This window comes from Chryseobacterium sp. MA9, assembly GCF_024399315.1.
In the GTDB taxonomy this organism is placed as follows: domain Bacteria; phylum Bacteroidota; class Bacteroidia; order Flavobacteriales; family Weeksellaceae; genus Chryseobacterium.
On the sequence record NZ_CP075170.1, the window covers coordinates 3,367,196 to 3,381,995 of the forward strand.

General features: G+C 35.6%; 16 protein-coding genes. 4 read left to right on the forward strand and 12 right to left on the reverse strand.

Annotated elements, in window-relative coordinates; translation table 11 throughout:
* Window positions 1–68: 68 nt before the first annotated feature.
* The 4 genes from KIK00_RS15300 to KIK00_RS15315 all read right to left on the reverse strand — a co-directional run bounded on the left by KIK00_RS15300 (window position 69) and on the right by KIK00_RS15315 (window position 2,820).
* Window positions 69–1,094, reverse strand: coding sequence for a hypothetical protein (locus KIK00_RS15300; RefSeq protein WP_255813232.1), 1,026 nt, complete (start codon window positions 1,092–1,094; stop codon window positions 69–71).
* Window positions 1,095–1,190: 96 nt separating this feature from the next.
* The gene (locus KIK00_RS15305; protein ID WP_255813233.1) at window positions 1,191–1,700 is read right to left on the reverse strand and encodes a hypothetical protein; all 510 of its coding nucleotides are present in this window, start codon (window positions 1,698–1,700) and stop codon (window positions 1,191–1,193) included.
* A gap of 6 nt (window positions 1,701–1,706) precedes the next feature.
* Window positions 1,707–2,249 carry a hypothetical protein gene (locus KIK00_RS15310; protein ID WP_255813235.1) on the reverse strand — a complete coding sequence of 181 codons (543 nt, stop codon included), beginning with the start codon at window positions 2,247–2,249 and terminating at the stop codon, window positions 1,707–1,709.
* Between the two features lie 19 nt (window positions 2,250–2,268).
* A complete protein-coding gene (locus KIK00_RS15315) occupies window positions 2,269–2,820 on the reverse strand; it encodes an RNA polymerase sigma factor (RefSeq protein ID WP_142717485.1) in 552 nt (183 codons plus the stop codon).
* Between the two features lie 182 nt (window positions 2,821–3,002).
* Here KIK00_RS15315 and KIK00_RS15320 point away from each other — a divergent pair, with 182 nt between their 5' ends.
* The 4 genes from KIK00_RS15320 to KIK00_RS15335 all read left to right on the forward strand — a co-directional run bounded on the left by KIK00_RS15320 (window position 3,003) and on the right by KIK00_RS15335 (window position 7,561).
* Window positions 3,003–3,752, forward strand: a complete 750-nt coding sequence (locus tag KIK00_RS15320; RefSeq protein ID WP_255813236.1) for a Rossmann-like and DUF2520 domain-containing protein — start codon at window positions 3,003–3,005, stop codon at window positions 3,750–3,752.
* Window positions 3,742–4,260, forward strand: a complete 519-nt coding sequence (locus tag KIK00_RS15325; RefSeq protein ID WP_255813237.1) for an HAD family hydrolase — start codon at window positions 3,742–3,744, stop codon at window positions 4,258–4,260. The genes KIK00_RS15320 and KIK00_RS15325 overlap by 11 nt, the downstream gene beginning before the upstream one ends.
* A gap of 7 nt (window positions 4,261–4,267) precedes the next feature.
* A complete protein-coding gene (locus tag KIK00_RS15330; protein ID WP_255813238.1) occupies window positions 4,268–4,831 on the forward strand; it encodes a Maf family nucleotide pyrophosphatase in 564 nt (187 codons plus the stop codon).
* Between the two features lie 150 nt (window positions 4,832–4,981).
* A complete protein-coding gene (locus KIK00_RS15335) occupies window positions 4,982–7,561 on the forward strand; it encodes a lipopolysaccharide assembly protein LapB (RefSeq protein ID WP_255813239.1) in 2,580 nt (859 codons plus the stop codon).
* A 67-nt stretch (window positions 7,562–7,628) separates the two neighbouring features.
* On the opposite strand, the gene tsaB is transcribed toward KIK00_RS15335, so the two are convergent.
* The 8 genes from tsaB to rpiB form a co-directional block, all read right to left on the reverse strand.
* The gene (gene tsaB, locus KIK00_RS15340) at window positions 7,629–8,303 is read right to left on the reverse strand and encodes a tRNA (adenosine(37)-N6)-threonylcarbamoyltransferase complex dimerization subunit type 1 TsaB (protein WP_255813240.1); all 675 of its coding nucleotides are present in this window, start codon (window positions 8,301–8,303) and stop codon (window positions 7,629–7,631) included.
* A gap of 79 nt (window positions 8,304–8,382) precedes the next feature.
* Window positions 8,383–9,132 carry an SDR family NAD(P)-dependent oxidoreductase gene (locus tag KIK00_RS15345; RefSeq protein ID WP_255813241.1) on the reverse strand — a complete coding sequence of 250 codons (750 nt, stop codon included), beginning with the start codon at window positions 9,130–9,132 and terminating at the stop codon, window positions 8,383–8,385.
* 15 nt (window positions 9,133–9,147) lie between these two features.
* Window positions 9,148–9,543 carry a tautomerase family protein gene (locus KIK00_RS15350; protein ID WP_255813242.1) on the reverse strand — a complete coding sequence of 132 codons (396 nt, stop codon included), beginning with the start codon at window positions 9,541–9,543 and terminating at the stop codon, window positions 9,148–9,150.
* Window positions 9,544–9,598: 55 nt separating this feature from the next.
* Entirely contained in the window at window positions 9,599–9,970 is a 372-nt protein-coding gene (locus KIK00_RS15355) for a YraN family protein (RefSeq protein ID WP_255813243.1), read from the reverse strand.
* A 43-nt stretch (window positions 9,971–10,013) separates the two neighbouring features.
* Window positions 10,014–10,943 (reverse strand): LD-carboxypeptidase, encoded by a 930-nt coding sequence (locus KIK00_RS15360; RefSeq protein WP_255813244.1) that lies wholly within the window; start codon window positions 10,941–10,943, stop codon window positions 10,014–10,016.
* Window positions 10,940–11,626 carry a LysE family translocator gene (locus tag KIK00_RS15365; protein WP_255813245.1) on the reverse strand — a complete coding sequence of 229 codons (687 nt, stop codon included), beginning with the start codon at window positions 11,624–11,626 and terminating at the stop codon, window positions 10,940–10,942. The genes KIK00_RS15360 and KIK00_RS15365 overlap by 4 nt, the downstream gene beginning before the upstream one ends.
* Before the next feature lie 248 nt (window positions 11,627–11,874).
* Complete coding sequence (rnr, locus tag KIK00_RS15370) at window positions 11,875–14,028, reverse strand: ribonuclease R (RefSeq protein WP_255813246.1); 2,154 nt, start codon at window positions 14,026–14,028, stop codon at window positions 11,875–11,877.
* Between the two features lie 337 nt (window positions 14,029–14,365).
* Window positions 14,366–14,800, reverse strand: coding sequence for a ribose 5-phosphate isomerase B (gene rpiB, locus KIK00_RS15375; protein ID WP_255813247.1), 435 nt, complete (start codon window positions 14,798–14,800; stop codon window positions 14,366–14,368).

A 14,800-nucleotide genomic window follows, 5' to 3' on the forward strand; every position in this document is an offset into this window, starting at 1 on the left:
CCCACTTATTTTATCAATGAAAATTTGAATGGAAAAATCGTATTCAAAATCCAAAAACGGAATTATTTTTACTTTGATCTACCAAAATTTTCTGGTAAAATATACTCCCCTGTGAGTGCATCAATTCCAACTCTATAATACTTTGCATTTTGTTTGCGGGCTTTTGAAGAAGCAACATCTATTACAGCACCTATTATACCGCCTATTATACCAAAAGACGCTGCTCCTGCAATGGTCATTGTATTATTCTGTGGAAATAACTCCTCTTCGGATGCCATTATAAAGAAACCATTATTGTCTTTTTCAATTTCAATGAGACTTGTGGGTGTTTTTTTATAGACAATTCCGTTATCAACAACGGCAAAAACTTCTCTGCTTAAATTATCATAATCATCAACTCTTTTCACTCCTTTAATTACCCCGTCTTTATTCTTTCTTACCATAAGCTCCTTATCCGGCTTTTGCATCGCAAATGACTCATAATCTTTATAAACACCATCTGTAAAAGACTCTGAACTAAAAATTGGCAATTTTTCAGATATTACCTTTTCATAATTTTCCATATCTGTCTCAAAAATTGGAATATTCAACTCTTTTATATCGTAAGAATCCTTTATTATATTAGAAAATTCTGCTGATATACTGGCAGCTATTGCTCTTGTAATATAAGCGTGATCTTTCTGTTGATAATCTTTTGAAATTCTATTTTTTTTAAGAAAATAATATTGATTATTTTTTTTAAGAAAAGTTGCTATCCGCATCTCCAAATGCCCCTTAATTGATCTTTCTGTTAGTATATCTTCAACTTTTAAATGCTCCAGCATAAAGAAATATTGATTACTTCCACGCTCTTTATTATATTCTATAAACCAGTCTGAAAATAATTTTTCCAGATCATCCTTTTCAAATTTTACTTCATAGGGATCTTTTCTATGAGATACAATTCCAATGAATTTATCCTCTCTTCTGTCAAGTAATGTAAGAGATTCGGCAGTATGATTTTTATCTTTTATACTCTTTCTGAGCTCTATAAATTGATATTTTTGAGCAGAAATAAAGATAGGGAACAGGAAAAATAACAGTCTTTTTTTCATATTTGTTTTTCAGCAAAATTAAAAATTTTGATAAATAATTAAACGGCTCTCACAGAGAATTCTGTAAGAGCCGTCCAACATTAAAAAAATAAACTATTATGGGTTTTGTTTAGGTCCCGAAGCATCTTGATTTCCGTGAGGTTTTCTTTCATCCATTTTATCCTTCATCATTTTCTCGGATTGAAACAGCTTCAGAACTTTCTGGCAGGGAATTACCATCTGCATTTTCTCTGCATATTTTTTTCTGTTATCCAACAGTTTTTGTCCTACTTCAAAGCTTTGCTGCAATTTAGCTTTTGCTTCTTCATCCGTTAAAGCTTCAGGGTCAAATCCCGGATCAAACTGACTCTTTATCTGCTTCTGGCTTTCCAGGTATTCATTGTATAGCTGTGTAAATTCAGCTTTATCACTTGGATCAACATTCAGATTATCCATGATCATATTGTTCCTGAATTTCTTCAGGAGCTCTTTTCTCTCTTCCGGAGAAAGATTATTGATGACTTCCTTTCGTTGCTTAGGGTCCATCTTCTTCCAGTCGTAATCAGTTCTTTGGGCATTTAATCCAAAGCCATAAATAATCAAAAACGTCAATAATATCTTTTTCATTTTCTTTTAATTATAAATATCCAAATAAACGTCCTGAGTCGAATTACTTGCTAACTCTGCAATTTCAGAATTAGAAAACGAGTCCAGATATTCATTCATTCGTGTTTCTTCTTTTTTCTTTACAGTTTTCACCTGTTTTGGTGTCTCAATTGTTTTTTCAGTTTCGTTTACACTTTTATAAGCATAAGTATCATTACTCTTTTGATTTTCAACTGTTTGATTATTATTTTCAACAGAAGTTAAATCAGATTTTAAAGTTTCGTAAGCGAGTTCACCTTCTGTTTTGGGTTCTTTGGTATTGGCAGCATACGCTGTTTCAGAATTCAATCCTTTTTGAGTAGAATCATTATCCGAATTGAAAACATAAGTTGCTCCAAAGATCAAAGCCAGTGATGCCGCTGCTGCATACATCCAGTTCAGTTTAAAGACAGGTGCTTTTTTACTTGTCTTTATATCATTCATAACGTTCTCCTGAATATTTTCAAACATATTATCAGGAACTGTGTAAATGTTTTTACGCTCTAATTTTTCTATGTCGAACTCTTTCATCTTTGTTGGGATCAAAAAATTATCTTTCGTAATTTTCTTTAATATAATCTTCTATTTTCTGTTTAGCATAATGATAATTCGTTTTCAAAGTTCCTACTGACATATCTACAATTTTTGATATTTCTTCGTAGGGCAAATCATCATAATACCGCATCATAAATACCAGTTTCTGCTTTTCGGGCAGGCTTTGTATGGCGTTCTGCAGCAAAATCTGTATTTCTTCGGCATCTCCTTCTGTATTGTCAGCCACAAGATTCTGCATGTGATACTCCGGATCTTCATCAGTTTTCTGCATCTTCTTCATTTTATTCACCTGCTGTAATGCTTCATTGGTTGCAATTCTGTACAACCAAGTGTACAGCTGGCTATCATTTTTGAACTGATGAAAATTTTGATAAGCTTTAATAAAAGTTTCCTGCAAAGTATCCTGTGCAAGATCTCCGTCCACAATAATTCTTCTTATGTGCCAGTACAATCTGCTTTGATAGGCATCCATCAAGGCCCGGACACCTTTATCCTGGGTCCGTGGATTCTGCATCAACGAAATAATTTCCGCGTCCTTAATCTTCATGAGATGCCTTACATTGTTTTGGATTACAAAAATAACTGAAAGTTAAATTAAATCTTCAATTTTCAATTTAAATATTTAAAATAATATGAGACACTTACGCAATAAACGTGCCCATATTGAAGTACAGGATTTCTGAGGACATCTTCCTTTTCCGGCTCAGCTTAAAATCTTATATTTGTTATATGCAAATTGTAATCATCGGTTCCGGAAATGTTGCCTATCATATCGCAAAAGCTTTCACTTTGAAAAGCATTCCCCTGGCCCAGATTTTTGGCAGGAACGAAAAAGAATTAAGTAAGATTTCAGAAGAATTAAACATTCCTTATTCCACAGACCATCTGGAGGAGGCAGATCTTTATATCATCTGTGTAAGTGATAATTCTGTAGAAGAAGTTTCAAAGATCATTGCCAAAAAAGACTGTTTGGTTGCCCATACATCAGGATCGCTTCCAAAAGAAGCCTTAACTGGTGAGTACAGAAAAGCCAGCTTCTACCCTTTACAGACTTTTTCAAAATCCAAAGAACTGGAGTATGAAAAAATACCATTTTTCGTAGAGGCAGAAAATGAAGGAGATCAGAAAATATTGCTTGACCTCGCTTCACAGATTTCTGAGAAAGTAATGGAAAGCAGCCACGAAAAAAGAAAATATATTCATTTAACAGCTGTTTTCGCCTGTAATTTTGTAAATCATCTTTTTTCAAGGGCTAAAGAAATTTCGGATTCTCAGGATATTCCGTTTGATTATTTCTTACCGCTGATTGATGAAACGGTTCAGAAAATTTATGAAATTGAACCTAAACAGGCACAGACCGGACCTGCAGTGAGAAATGATGTAAGAATTTTACAGCTGCATGAACAGTTATTAAAAGACGAAAGTCTTGAAATTTATAAAACAATGAATCATTCTATTCAGAAAATGTATGAGCTATAAAGAGAAATTAAAAGATATTAAGGCATTTGTATTTGATGTTGACGGAGTTTTCACAGACGGAAGTGTTTATCTGCTTCCCGGAGGAAATATGTGCAGAGTAATGAATGTTCTGGACGGATATGCAGTAGTGAAAGCATTAAAAAATAATTATTTGATTGGAGTGATTACCGGCGGAAATGACGAAATGGTAAAACACAGAATCAATTACCTGGGTATCCAGGATTACTATTCGAAATCCCACAACAAAATAGAGGATTTTGAAGATTTTAAGAGGAAACACAATCTTAAAAATGAAGAAATCCTGACTATGGGTGATGATCTTCCGGATATTCATATTATGGAAAGTTCTGCTATTGCGGCATGTCCTGAAAATGCAGTTCCTGAAGTAAAAGGAATCTCCGATTATATTTCTCCGAAAAAAGGAGGAGCCGGAGCAGTACGCGATGTGATTGAACAGGTGATGAAGGTCCAGGGAAACTGGCATGATGATAACACTCAATCTGTATAATTACGGTATGAAATTACTTTTAGCATCTCAATCGCCAAGAAGAAAAGAACTTCTTTCAAGCCTTGGTTTTGAATTTGAAGTCGTAAAAATAGACTGTGAAGAAATTCTTCCTGAACATATAAAAATAGAAAAAGCTGCAGCTTACCTGTCTGATTTAAAAGCAGATGCTTTCAGACATCTGGAGGCAGATGAAGTTCTGCTGACCGCTGATACTGTAGTAGCTATTGATAATCAGATTCTTGGAAAGCCTAAAGATGAAGCTGAAGCCTTTAAGATGCTTAAAAGCCTTTCTGGAAGAACCCATCAGGTTTACACAGGAATTACTATCAAAACGACGGATAAATCCATTACTGAAACCGATGTTGCCGATGTTACTCTTGATAAGCTCTCTGATGAAGAAATAAGCTATTATGTTCAAAACTATAAGCCTTTCGATAAAGCGGGCAGCTATGGTATTCAGGAATGGCTGGGAATGGCAAAGATCACAAGCCTTACAGGAAGTTTTTATACCATCATGGGACTCCCTACCCATCTTGTTTACAAAATATTGAAAGAAACCTCTCTGATTTAAGAAATTATTGAAATTTCGAATATCAGTTAAAGAAGAAATAAAATATTTCCACAAGAAATATAAATATTATTCATTATAAAATTTTATTATTTTTACAAAATCATCAAACTGCTGATAATAAAAAGCAGATTAGCAAGTTATAATTGAATAATGAAAAAGAATATATTATTCCTTTTAGTGATATGCCTTGTTGCTTCCTGTGCTACCAAAACAAAAAAGCCGGAGCAGCGATCAAAACTATTGAAAGGATTTTCCACATATTACAATACTCTTTTTAATGCGAAAGATGCATTAAACAGTGAGTTTACAACCAGAGATAAGGGACATAAAGATAATTTTTATGCTCCTTATATTCCTATTCTTACCTATGAAGAACAGCCTTTGGGAAGTGATCTTGGACAATCAGAGGCTTTTGCTGAAAATTCCATGAAAATGGCTGAAGTAGCTAACAAACCTTCAGGAAGAGGAAATTCCGGAGTACCGAATATTCCTGGTGGTCCTCAGGGAAATGCCCCTGCAAGACCTGACGGAGAACAAGGTAAAGGAGCTACTACACTTGAAATTGCAGAAGCAAAAGCTTTAAAAGCAATTAATAAATATTCTGTGACCAGAAACGGTGAAGAGAAAAACAAGCAGATTTTTGATGCTTATATGATTCTTGCCCAAGCGAGAATTTATAGAGGTAAATCTCTGGAAGCACTGGATGCTCTTAATTATGTGTTCACTCACATGAAAGACGATAAGAGAATTGCACTGGCAAGAATTTATCAGGGGCTTGCCTATGATCAAATCAAAGATTATCACAGAGCTCATGAAACTTTTGCAAAACTGAAAGGAGAAGACATTAATAAAAGCTATGCAAAACTGCTGAGCATCTATTACTCTGAATCTCTGCTGGATGCAGGTAAAAAGGAAGAGGCAGCCAAAGAGCTTGATGAAGCCTTTGAACTGAACAGCAACAGAAAACTAAAGAGTAGAATTGCTTATCTGAGAGGCCAGGTTTTAGAAAATCTGAACCAGAATGATAAAGCAAGAGAAAGCTATACCGCAGCATATAAATATGCCAATGATTTTGAATTTGAAGTAAAATCTCAGATTGCTATTGCTAAAACTTTTAATGGTAAAGGTGACTATGCCGGAGCCAAAAACTATCTGGAAGGAATCAGTAAAAAAGGGACTTACGGTTCCAGAAAAAACGAATTTTATTATGCTTTAGGTTTAATGGCCAACAAAGCAGGAAAAAAAGATGAAGCCCAGCAATTCTTCAGAAAGTCCCTGTTTGAAAAGGTTTCTGACCCTCAGATCCGTGGATTGGCTTATTACGAAATAGGTAAAAGCTATCTTGACAAGAATGATTACATTGGAGCCGGAAGCTATTATGATTCTGCGCTTGCAGTAATGACGTATGAGCCCTCAAAAATCCTTTTAAAAGACCAGTCTGCCTACATCAAAAAAATTTCAAAGAATTATTATCTGATCAAAAAGAATGACAGTATTCTTTCACTGGCAAAGATGGATGAAGGCCAGAAAACAGACTATTTTACAAAATATATAGCAAAATTAAAGATTAAAGAAGAAAAAGAGGAACAGGAAAGAAGACGTGCAGAAAGGAGCAAAGGATTTGATACCGGAGACTATAGCGCTAATTCTATTTTTGCTAACAGCTCCAATGCTTTTGAGGATTTCGGGGTGACTACTAAAGGATTTTACTTCGGAAATACCGGAACTGTAAGCAAAGGAACATCCACGTTTAAACAAGTCTGGGGAGATCGTGCTCTTGCTGATAACTGGCGTTTTTCCAAGAAAATGGCTTCTATTGAAGATATGAAGAATGAAGCGCTGGGGGTAACTTCAGCACCCAATCCTAGACGTTTTGAGCCCTCTTACTATATTGAGCAGATTCCAACAGATCAGGGTAAATTATCCCAATTGAAAAAGGACAGAGATACCGCTTCATTAGGTCTGGGAATCATGTATCAGAACTACTTTACCAACACTCCCCTAGCTACAAAAACACTGTATGATCTTGTAGATGTAAAACCGGAAGAAAAGGTAATGCTGCAGGCATTGTATGAGATTTTTGCCATGAATTATGAGAAAAATCCACAGGCATCCGAAAAAGCGAAACAAATTCTATTGGCGGATTATCCTTACACTTCTTATGCTGAATTTGCCAGAAATCCTAAAAACAAATCGTTCGTAAAATCAACGGAAGAGGTTGAAAATGAATATAAAAAAGCATATGCCTTATTTGAATCGGAAAAATTTGCGGAAAGTAAGGATGTGATAGATCAGACTCTTCAAAAATTTCCTAAGGATGCGCTGGTCCCTAAATTGTACCTGCTCAACGCATTCAACGCAGGGAAATCCAGCGGAAAGGAAGTAATGATTCTGCAGCTTGAACAGATTGCACTGAATTATTCTAAAACTCCTGAAGGGATAAGAGCTAAAGAAATGCTGATTTATCTGAAAAGCGACCTCAGCTTCCAGGCAACGGATAATAAAGGAAATGCTGTCCCGCAACAACCCTCAGGAACACCTGTACAACCTAATACCCAGAACACCGGAGTTCCGCAAATGAATAATGGAAAAATACAGAAGCTGGAAAATATAAGTACGCAAACTCTGGACCCTACTCCACAGCAGGCAAATCCTAACCAGCAGCAGCAAAAAAATAAAAAATCAACAGAAACCAAACCAGCGTCAAAGGTACCGCCAAGACCTCAATAAAATAAAAAGCGAAGATCTGCTCTTCGCTTTTTTATTTTTATATAAATGTTTATTGTCTGGTACAATCTTACGATTTCTTTTTCTTTACCCCATGGAAATCTTTGAGATAGAAAGGCTCAAAATAAGCCATATCTTCAAATTCTTTATTTTCTATTTTTTCCAATGTCTTTCTGATAAGATATTGTGCAGAAGGATAAACATCCTCGTTAAAAACGGCATCAGGAAGATTCAGTATCTCTTTTGCCTTCTTAGCCCCATCTCCTATAAACAACACTTTTTTATCTCTGAATTCTTCAAAAGAAGTCTCATCCAAAATTTTAGCTTCTGTCTCAGATAGTTCTTTTCCCGTATTACCGTCATAAGCGGCCGTATACACCTCCATTCTTCTTGCATCAATCAAAGGTATTATAAAGTCATAGTTATCGCCTAAAAAAGGCTCTATCATGCTTTCAAGAGAATTCACGGCAATCAGGGGAACTCTAAGACCATAGCAGAATCCTTTTGCAGAAGCTGCGCCAATCCTTAACCCTGTATAAGATCCGGGACCTTTCCCTAAAGCAACAGCTTCAATATCTTTAAGAGCAATACCCGCACCTTCCAACGCCCATTCTACATAGGTATGAAGGCTTTCAGACTGTTTATAATTTTCGGAAACTTCTTCACACACGCACAGTAGCTTTTCATTGTCTGATACTGCTACCGAACAGTTTTTGGATGATGTTTCCAGATATAGAATTTTCATTTTCTTGTTTTAAGCTAAACAGCGATCTTGCTTTCGCAACATTGCTTTAATATTCTGCAAATTTAATCCATTATTTTGACTATTTTCTATAAATAGTTCTCGGTTCTGCCTGAGCACTCGGGTAGATTGTCATATCTGAAATGGTAACGTGTTTCGGAGCATTTACACAATAAGCAATGGCATCAGCAATATCTTCTGCTTTCAGGGCATCATAGCCTGCATACACCGTTGAAGCTTTCTCGCTGTCTCCTTTGAATCTTACCAAAGAGAAATCGGTTTCTACAGCTCCCGGCTGAATATTGGTTACTTTGATTCCAAATTCGGTAAGTTCCAGTCTCATTCCTTCTGAAATAACGTCTACTGCTTTCTTCGTTGCACAGTACACTACTCCATTTGCATAAGTCTGCCTTGCCGCCACAGAACTGATGTTTACTATATGACCTAAATTTTTAGTTTTCATATTTGGAATGATCATTTTAGAAACATAGAGTAGTCCTTTTACATTTCCGTCAATCATAGAATCCCAGTCATCAGTCTTGCCAGCTGAAAGAGGATCTAATCCATGAGCATTTCCAGCATTATTGATCAGAACATCAATCTCTTTCCAGTTTTCAGGAAGTGAATTAATGGATGTTTCTACTTCTTTGAGGTCCCTCACATCAAACAATAAACTAAATACTTCGGTATATTGAGATAGCTCTGATTTTACCGTTTCCAATACTTCGCTTCTTCTTCCGCAGATAATGATTCTGTTTCCCTGTTTTGCAAGAAGCTCTGCAGTGGCCTTACCTATACCGGAAGTAGCTCCGGTGATTAATATTGTCTTCATAATTTTTTTATATTCTTAAATAATATGTTTTGCTCCCTGTATCCCTCCATTTCCAAATGACCAATCTTCCTGTCCGTTATTTTCAGTTAATACAATAATGATATTATTTTTTGTAATTGTGGTTGATTCTGCTATTTTTTCAGCGATAGAAGCATAAAGCCTTTTTTTCTTTTCAAAGGTTCTTCCTTTGCCTGCAATAATCTGTATATAGACTATTTCTTCTGTATGTGGGATCTCAAGATAACTTTTGGGAAATTTAATCTGGTGTGAATCTAATTCTTCAATAACATGAAAATAATCATCAGCAGGGATATTAAATTCATTGATCAAACTCTGGTGAACAGAGATAGAAATTTGATCTTTTACTTCTTGTCTCAGCGTTTTAGGTAAGCTAATTCTTACAAAAGGCATATAGTAAGTTTTTAGATTAATAATTATTCTATATTCAAAGATAGAAAAGATATAACTAGTTGGCATCAAATGCTTCAAAAGCATTTGTAATATGGTCAATAATTAAGGTTTTATTTTCATCAGGAAGAACGGAGATAATATCAAATCTGACTTCGTTATCTTTATTAAACTCTTCTAGATAATGATTGGCTGCAGAAACAATTGATTTTATTTTTGTTTTGGTTACAGCTTCCTGGGGGAGCATAAATGCATCAGTAGATCTTGCTTTCACTTCCACAATGATAATCAGATGATCTTTTTCAGCAATAATGTCTATCTCCGCTTTTTGAAAACGGAAGTTTCTCGCAAGAATTTTGCAGCCTTTTTTCTGAAGATAATGGGCTGCCATATCTTCTGCTATTTTTCCAAAATCGTTATGATCAGCCATATTTTGTATTTAAGAGTTTGAAGATAGGAGAGTAGTTGTCTTTTTAAAATTCGAGCTTTACTTTAGTTCCAACCTTCATTTTAACATTACCACCGATTAAAAGTGGTCGGTTATCTTTAATATGTCCATTCGGGAAAGCAAATACTACCGGGAATTTATATTTTGAAATTCTGTCAGAGATAAGTTTATAAGCAAATTCATCAAAGCTTTCTTCATAGCTTTTATTTTCTTTTTCGTCTCCCATATTGGTCATCCCGCCAACGATAAGTCCTTTGATCTTACTGAAGACTCCTGCCAGCTCCAGACTCATAATCATGCGGTCCAGTGCATAGAAGTTTTCTCCGATATCTTCGATAAACAAGATCTTGTCTTTAAAGTAGAAAGAATACTTAGTTCCTAAAAGGGCATAAATAAGGGCTAGATTACCTCCAACCAATTCTCCTTCAATATTCCCTTCTTTATTGAATTGATTTGATTCAAGGTTATATTTTGGCATTTTTCCTTTTAAAATATCGAAGATCAGATCATAGCTGCCATCGGTAACTCCAAAACTTGATGTCTTAATGGTTTGCCCATGAATGGACACAAAACCTTTTTTCAACAGATAGCTTTGTATAACCGTGTTATCAGAATACCCGATATACCATTTCGGATTTTCTGTAAAACCTTTCATTTTCAGATGCTGAACCAGGTGCTGGCATCCATAACCTCCTCTGGAAGCCCATACCGCTCTGATTTCTGTATCGTTTAAAGCCCAATTGATATCTTTTATTCTTTCCTGTTCTGTTCCGGCATAATTGTATCCGTTTGAAAATTTAGTGAAGAGATGTTCTCCGAGAACGGGTTCAAAACCTCTACTTTTAATCATTTCTATTCCCTTTTCCAATTGGGTGGCATCTACCGCTCCAGCAGGGGAAATAACAGCTATTTTGTCTCCTTTTTTAAGAGACTTTGGAAAGATCATTTTTTTCATTTTGTTTTTTGATATTTTACTTCTTTCTTTTCTGCTTCCTCCAGCTGTCTTTCAAACTGATTGAACTTTTTGAAACTTTGCAGAAAGATGAAGAAACTGAAAATAATAAGAATACAGCCAACAACTCTTCTGATTTGGTTGGCCAGTTTTTGTGTTAATTTATCATGAAACTGCTTGGCAAGAAATATCTTGGCAAGATCTATTGAAAGGTAAGTGGCCAGTACTATCCCTATGTATAAAATAAAACTGCTGGTGTCCGGATATTGATTCCTTACGGAAATTACCGTTACCAGCCAGAAAAGGATGACTCCAACATTGAGAAGATTAAAGAAAAAGCCATTGAAAAATGTTTTAATATAATTTTGGCCAATGATCTTTTCTTCGCCGGGCAAATGCATTTTGGTTTTGGTAACCAGCATCACAATTCCATAAATGAAAATAAGAATAGAGGTGATTCTGTAAAATCCGGGATGTTTATCAATTAACGAAACAATATCCGTACTGGCATAATAAGCCGCTACAATGCATAATAAATCTGCTGTAATCACACCAAGATCTAGTGACAATGCATGCTTTGGGCCTCTGGAAAAGCTGGTTTCAATTAAAAGGAAGAAGATAGGTCCTATAAAAACCAGGCTCAGCATAAATCCTAATATGATGGCAGATAGTACAAGTTCTAGCATTAAGTGGTATTTTAAAATGAAAATAAATTCATTTCGTTTTATACAAAGTTATACTTTATGATTTAATTATTCAATAAAGTTGTGATATATCAAGTGGATTTTAAGGAGAGTTTAATGTAAAATTTTTAAGAAAATAGGAGAGGAGAGTATATTCAAAAGCTTTTGCTTAAAAAAATAAAAGGCTGAATGTTCATTAACATTTCAACCTTTCTATAAATTATCTACAGTCTTATTTTAAGACATGTTTCTTACTTCACAATCTGAAAGTCAAGCTGCTTCTGAATAAGATTTGCTTTTACCACTTTGATCTGAACTTCATCTCCCAACTGATACTTGTTTCCGTGTCTTATTCCGTATACCGCATGGGTTTTTGCATCATACATATATGAATCATCCACAAGATCTCTAAGTTTGATAAGACCTTCAGCACCATTTTCAGGAATTTCAACCCAGAAACCGAATTCTGCCACTCCGGAAATCACTCCTCTGAAAGTTTCTCCCAAGTGTTTTTCCATGAATTTCACCTGCATAAACTTGATAGAGTCTCTTTCCGCATCTGCTGCCAGTCTTTCCATAGCGCTGCAGTGTTTTGCTTTGTCTTCAAGCTCTCCTCTGTTTGGAGATTTCCCCCCATCCAAATAATGCTGAAGAAGACGGTGTGCAAGTAAATCCGGGTAACGACGGATAGGAGAGGTAAAGTGGCTGTAATACTCGAAACCAAGACCATAGTGGCCAATTGGTTCTGTAGAATATACCGCTTTGCTCATACTTCTCATCGCAAGGGTTTCAATCATATTCTCTTCGCCTTTTCCTTTTACATCATGAAGAAGTTTATTCAAAGATTCTGCAACCTTTTTGGTGTTGGCAAGATTCATTTTATATCCGAAAGTAGCCACAAAATCTCTTAAAGATTCCAGTTTTGCCGGATCCGGATCATCGTGAACCCTGTAAATAAATGTATTGTTGGTGATTTCACCCTTTCTACTCAGAGATACATATTCAGATACTTTTTTATTGGCCAAAAGCATGAATTCTTCGATCAGGTGATTGGAATCCTTACTAATTTTAAAGTAAACTCCAATCGGTTCATTATTTTCATCCAGATTGAATCTTACTTCACTTCTGTCAAAAGTAATAGCTCCTCTTCTTATACGTTCATGACGCATAATCTTTGCCAGCCTGTCAAGAGTATTAATCTCTTCTGCCAGATCTCCTTGTCCGCTTTCTATACGTTCCTGAGCCTCTTCATACGTAAACCTTCTGTCTGAATGAATCACTGTTCTTCCAAACCACTGTTTCTGAATTTCAGCCTCGTCATTCAGTTCAAAAACTGCAGAAAAAGTATACTTATCTTCGTGAGGACGAAGGGAACAAACATCATTACTTAAAACTTCCGGAAGCATCGGAACAACTCTGTCAACAAGATATACCGAAGTAGCTCTCTTATACGCTTCATCATCAAGAATAGTTCCGGGAACTACATAATGAGATACGTCAGCAATGTGAACACCGATTTCCCAGTTTCCGTTTTCCAGCTTTCTAATGGATAAAGCATCATCAAAATCTTTCGCATCTTTCGGGTCAATCGTAAATGTACAGATATTACGCATATCCCAACGTTTTGCAGCTTCTTCATCCGTAATACTTCTGTCTATTTTATCTGCATCTGCTTCTACTTCTGATGGAAACTCATAAGGCAGACCATATTCTGCAAGGATAGAGTGGATTTCCGTTTCATGTTCTCCCGGAGCACCCAGCACCTGGATAATTTCTCCTTCAGGATTTTTATCTCCCGGTCTCCATTCTGTCATTTTTACGATAACTTTATCTCCATCTTCAGCATTGTTGAATTTTCCCTTCGGAATAAAGATATCTGTATTGATTGATTTTTTATCACAAACAACAAACCCAAATTCTTTATGAGCCACCTTCTGAAATGTTCCTACAAATTCAGTTCTGTTACGCTCCAAAACTTCCAGAACAGAGCCTTCAAGTTTCTTTCCTTTATAATGATAAGTTATAATTAGGACCTTATCTCCCTGCAGGGCATCCTTCACATTTTTCGCATGAACGAAGACATCATCTTCCAAACCTTCCACACTTACGTAAGCATTTCCACTTTGATTGAAGTCAATAATTCCGGTAAGCGTTCCTGCTATTTTCAGGTTCACTATATATTTTCCTTTTTCTACTTCTTTGATTTTTTCAGAGCCCTGAAGTTTATGCAGAGCCTGGATTACAAGTTCCCTTTGTCTTGGATTTTTGTAATCTATTCCGTCAGCAATCTGCTTGTAATTATAAATTTTAGATGAATTCGCATTCATAAAACGGAGAATCAGTCTTCCGATCTCCATCATTTTTAAATCATTTTTATGACTTATATATTTTCTTTTTTTTGGCATTTTAAATTTCTTTTAATTGTTTTCGTCTTATCTCAAGTAAGACCTTTTTCTAAATCTTCCTTATTCGTTCCTTTATATAAGGTCATTCAATTTCATCATTGGAATCTTTCCGTACATCATTAGAAATTATCTTTCAGTTTACTTAGAACGGGAGCTTTAGTTTTGTATAAATTTAATACAATTCTCGAGAAGAAAAGAGAAAAACCTTCTATTAAATATGTTTCAAATATAAGAAAGGCTTTGGAGAATAATAGAGTGTAATTTCTATTGGACACTGCAAATGTACAAATAAAAAATAAATAAGGCTTGTAATATGATTTACAAGCCTTAGTATATTTTAGCAAACTGCAATTTTATCAACTCTGTTCTGGTGTCTTCCACCTTCGAAGTCTGTTGAAAGAAATCTGTCTACAATCTCAATCGCCAGTTCCTTTGATATAAATCTTGCAGGCATTGAAATCATATTGGCATCATTATGCTGTCTTGCCAGTGTTGCAATCTCCGGCATCCAGCAAAGTGCGCATCTTATTTTCTGATGTTTGTTCGCAGTGATCTGAACTCCGTTTCCGCTTCCACAGATCAGAATTCCTAGCTCATTTTCTCCATTTTCCACAGAGGTTGCAGCAGGGTGTACAAAGTCCGGATAATCCACACTGTTTGTGGAAAACGTCCCAAAATCCTGAACTTCAAATTGTTCTGAAAGATAGTTCTTAACAATCTCCTTATATTCATAGCCTGCATGGTCCGCTGCAATAGCAATTTTTCTTTTCAT